The 4,302-nt window shown below is 37.2% G+C and carries 3 protein-coding genes; 2 read left to right on the top strand and 1 reads right to left on the bottom strand.

Going from position 1 to position 4,302, the window contains the following annotated elements; genetic code table 11:
* Positions 1 to 1,019: 1,019 nt before the first annotated feature.
* Positions 1,020 to 2,138 (top strand): hypothetical protein, encoded by a 1,119-nt coding sequence (locus DDE80_RS13775; protein ID WP_108308487.1) that lies wholly within the window; start codon positions 1,020 to 1,022, stop codon positions 2,136 to 2,138.
* A gap of 97 nt (positions 2,139 to 2,235) precedes the next feature.
* On the top strand, positions 2,236 to 2,385 hold the full coding sequence (locus DDE80_RS15205; protein ID WP_161952350.1) for a hypothetical protein: 150 nt from the start codon (positions 2,236 to 2,238) through the stop codon (positions 2,383 to 2,385).
* A 27-nt stretch (positions 2,386 to 2,412) separates the two neighbouring features.
* Here DDE80_RS15205 and DDE80_RS13770 read toward each other — a convergent pair whose 3' ends face one another.
* Positions 2,413 to 2,994, bottom strand: a complete 582-nt coding sequence (locus tag DDE80_RS13770) for a recombinase family protein (RefSeq protein ID WP_108308486.1) — start codon at positions 2,992 to 2,994, stop codon at positions 2,413 to 2,415.
* Positions 2,995 to 4,302: the final 1,308 nt, after the last annotated feature.

Genomic DNA, 4,302 nt, shown 5'->3' with positions numbered 1-4,302 from the left:
TTTGTTGTTTGAAACATAGGCAGGCATTTTGGCACCAGCCGTTTCCTAGGCTCTGTTGCCGCAGTATGAAGAGCGTGAAAGACAAAGTCAAGTGATAAAGAGCCAAAATGCCTTGCGATCGAAGATCGCTTGGGAACCAGCGGAACGAAGTGAAGCGAAGTTCCCAAGCGATCTTCGATCGCTTCTTTTCTTTTTTAAAAAATTTTAAAATTGAATCGGATTTTCAGGAATAGTTGAAAATTCGTTTACATATTATAAGGTGTAATAAATAAAAATGGTTGTAGTTTAAGGATGAGAAAAGGAGGAGCCACTAAAGATTTTTGAGAAGAGGTATGAAGAGAAATAGACTTATTTTATTTTTAAAGTAAATTCATCCAGTGCTTAAGCGTGGACTTTAGAAAACAGGTCTTTTTTTACTTGCTGGAAAAAATATTCCAGAGTATACTAAATGTGGTTATATAAAAAAGAAAAGTTAGAGGTCAATGGTAAAAGGAAAATAAAAATAAGGAAGGAGAAGAGAAAAAGGAGCTTCAGAATTTATGTATGGATTAGATTCTGAAAAATATGATGTTTACCATTCAGAAAGAGAAAAAGGCTGTTATGAGATTTTAGAGCGTTTTAAAAGGTAATGACATAAAATAATGATGTTAATTTTGAATGGACAGATGTTTGTGAATGATCGGTAGTAAAAATGTAGAAGTGAATTGAGAAAAAGAAATGTAGATGGAAAAAGAGTAAGTAGATTCAACAGATCGACTCCAGCTAACAAGATGCGAAAACCTCGTGTAGAGACACGAACAAAAAATTGTACATTGCAGGGAAGCTGCAATGGGGGTAAGCAATAATTGTTGATGGACTCAATTCGCTTATACGATTTGTTACAAGAAAAATATGCGTGTACATACAAAATAGCGTCTGATGAGCGAGAGGGTTATGCCGATTGGTAACAAGCGGCATAATCCTTTAAGGTTTTCATTTTTTGAACTTAGATTTTTAAAATTATTATGGAGAGTGAGGAGATGAAAAAGAAATTATCACGATCGGCCAAGAGAAAATTGGCTCGTCAAAAACAATATAAGAGAGAGCAGATCGAGAAGTTTGGAAATGATAATGCAAAATACACAGCTAAAAATTTGATTCGTCAATCGAGTAGAATTGGTTTTTCTAAAAAAGAAATGAAGAGGAAAAATCCAGATCATTTTGGGATTCATAGCAAAGCGACTTATAAAAAGACGATGGGAGAAGTCGGAAGATTCACGCAATTTGTCAAAGAAGAGTTTGGGATCAACCGATTAAATCAGTTTCGTCAGGAACACGCTGAAGCGTATTTAGATGCAAAAGAGCGGCAAGGATTAACGAAAGGTTCTTTGCAAAATGTTGAAACTGCTTTGATTCACTTGTCGAAAGCAATGGAACGCGATGAGAAGTTTGGAGAACTTCCGTCGTTAATGCCTGATCACCGACGATATACGAGTCAATCAGCCCATGAAGAAATTGAGCGAAAGCCTCGTGCTTACCAAGTAGAGGAAGCACGAGAAATTATTCAAAGGTTAGAAGAAAAAGGGCAGGAAACGGCAGCGTCAGCCGCATATCTATCAATGGTGTCTGGTTTACGAGCAGAAGAAGTTTGTAAAATTGAACGAAGACATTTTGAGCGACATGAAGATCATTATAAAATTCGTATTACACGAGATGATCCTAGTTATGTGACGAAAGGTAATCGTTATCGAGAAGTTCGAATTGATGCAGAGCATACTTCACGATTAGATGATTTACTAGGAGGATTAGACGAGCGTGAGCGAGTCATTCCACTTGAAAGTTTACAATTGGCGAAAATGGTCGCTGCGGTGAAGCAAGAATATGATATTGCATGGCCGATCATGGCGATGCATGGCTTTCGTCACTTATTTGCGAGGATGAGATTTCAAGATGAGATCAATCATTCACCTGAACATTTAGATGTGATGAATCGTATTTTGGATAATTTATTTGAGGGGAAACGAGCGGATGCAGGATTTTCGACTGCAGAAAAAGAACTCTATGAAGAAACGAAAGCAGCGATGGATCGGGTTCACGATGAATTAGGCCATGGCCAAAATCGTTTTGATTTGGCCATGCGATATTTAGATGTAAAATAACGCATATTATAATTAATTTATTAGGTAATGTTATATATATAATGTTGTGATACTATATAACTAAGCTTTTAGTCTAAGAAGAAAGAGGTGAATATAGATGAGTGAATGTCCAGAGTGTAACGGTGGTCAAGTAGAATGTGATTGTACAGGTGGCTTAGGTCGTCGTGGTGCAAATGAGGATTGTCCAGCATGTGGTGGAGATGGAGTACATACTTGTCCAGCATGTAACGGTTCAGGCCGATCGTAATATGAAAAACCTAGATTAAATTTTAGTCTAGGTTTTTCTTTTTTTAATTTCATGATAAATCGTGCTACGAGGGACACCAGTTAACTTTACAATATCGTTGACACTATGACCGTTTGTACTTCTTGAAAAGTAAAGTTTTAGAGCTCGTTCAATATCTTTTTCATTTCTAGCGGGTCTTCCTAAATGTTTGCCTTGCTTTTTAGCACGTTCGCGACCTTCTGAAGTTCTTTCTACGATGAGATCGCGTTCAAACTGTGCAAAGGCTGCAAGCATATTAAAGAGCAACATCTGGAGCGAAGAGTTTTCGTCTCGACCATCAAACTTCATATCTTCGCTTAAAAAATGAATGGTGACTTCTTTATTTTTAGCTTCTTGTACAATTTTATTGAGATCAATAATAGAACGAGCGAGTCGATCTATTTTCGTGACAACAATCGTGTCACCATTTCGAACAACCTCTTGCAGCAACTTATTCAGTTCTGGCCGATCACGCTTAGTGCCAGACATTTCATCACAATAGATTTTTTCACAACCAGCAGCTTTAAGGGTTTCAATTTGGCTGTCTAAATTTTGTTGAGAAGTTGAAACACGAGCATATCCAATAATCATTTCATGATCCTCCTACTGTCTAATAAGTCTGTAATCATTTAGAAAGTTCCTTAATTTAATTATAGACTATCTTTTAGACAATAAAGAAGCGATAAAATCGTTGTTTTTATCGTTTCAAAGTTGGAATGAAAAGATGTCTAAAAGTTGTAACTTTTAGATGATTAGTTTGAAAGAAAACATAAATATGTTTATTAGGAGATATATTATAAAATGTTATGGATCAATACATTTATGTTATTTTATACTGAAGAAATAACATAACTATGTTATATATTCTCAGAAGCTAATATAGGGAATGTTATAAAATGCGTAAGGTATAACATAGATATATTATAAAAAATCATAAAATAACATGGCAGCGTTATTCAGGATTTAAGAAAGCAGTATTTTAAGAAGAAATAATTGAAATGGTCGATGTTTTGGATTTTGAATGTAATTATGGAGGGCGGCTGATCATGTTATAAATAAAGGGCAGTGGTAGTGTATGGATGCTGCTGAAAATAGAAGGCTTTCAGTTAATCGTCAAAAAATTTTTTGCGTCTTTTTTTAGAACGTGTTATTATCTAGTTGTGACCTAATAAATGCAAAAACCGCTGGTCATCGGTGGTGGAACACCTATCAGCGGTTTTAACCCAAAAATATATTCACTGGCTATGATAAGCGAAATTGGGTCAACAGTCAAGACTTTCGCTAAAATAAGCTCATCGAGAAGCCGTACTCGATGTAAAATAATAACGTAGAAGGACGACCGTTTCCGCCGCAAAATGAACGGGTAGCATTCCAATACAGCTTCTCTCGATCAGCTGGGTATGCGAACGGTGAAGACCACCGAAGAGATTTACGCCACCTATTTGCAGGGTGAGCAATCAAACAAGGGTCTGGTAGTGGTACATTGGCTTCCTACGGGAAGGCAGCTGCTACACGCTAGCGAGTGAGAACAATCTGACAGCGAAAGCATACAGTAACTTCTTCACGATACGACACGAGCGTTTGTATAACGGCTCGCTAGCAGCGTCAGGGCAATGTATGGCGTGATGTGTAGTAGATATGGAAACATTAGCATTGATCGAGAGCATACACACGGATACCTCAGCGACGTTAAACGCAGTATCGAAGAGCACACACCGAAAGGGTGTTTTTTTTATGTCAAAAATGCCTGCCTATGTTTCAGACAACCTTTTTTTGTTGTTTGAAACATAGGCAGGCATTTTGGCACCAGCCGTTTCCTAGGCTCTGTTGCCGCAGTATGAAGAGCGTGAAAGACAAAGTCAAGTGATAAAGAGCCAAAATGCCTTGCGATCGAAGATC

The organism is Metalysinibacillus jejuensis (assembly GCF_003057615.1).
GTDB classification, from domain to species: Bacteria; Bacillota; Bacilli; order Bacillales_A; family Planococcaceae; genus Metalysinibacillus; species Metalysinibacillus jejuensis.
The sequence above is the reverse complement of the archived record's forward strand: the minus strand, read 5'-3'. Positions and strand labels throughout refer to the sequence as shown.

Coding starts and splice junctions, on each gene's coding strand:
- DDE80_RS13775 (WP_108308487.1), top strand. CDS start 1,020: ATGAAAAAGAAATTATCACGATCGGCCAAGAGAAAATTGGCTCGTCAA.
- DDE80_RS15205 (WP_161952350.1), top strand. CDS start 2,236: ATGAGTGAATGTCCAGAGTGTAACGGTGGTCAAGTAGAATGTGATTGT.
- DDE80_RS13770 (WP_108308486.1), bottom strand. CDS start 2,994: ATGATTATTGGATATGCTCGTGTTTCAACTTCTCAACAAAATTTAGAC.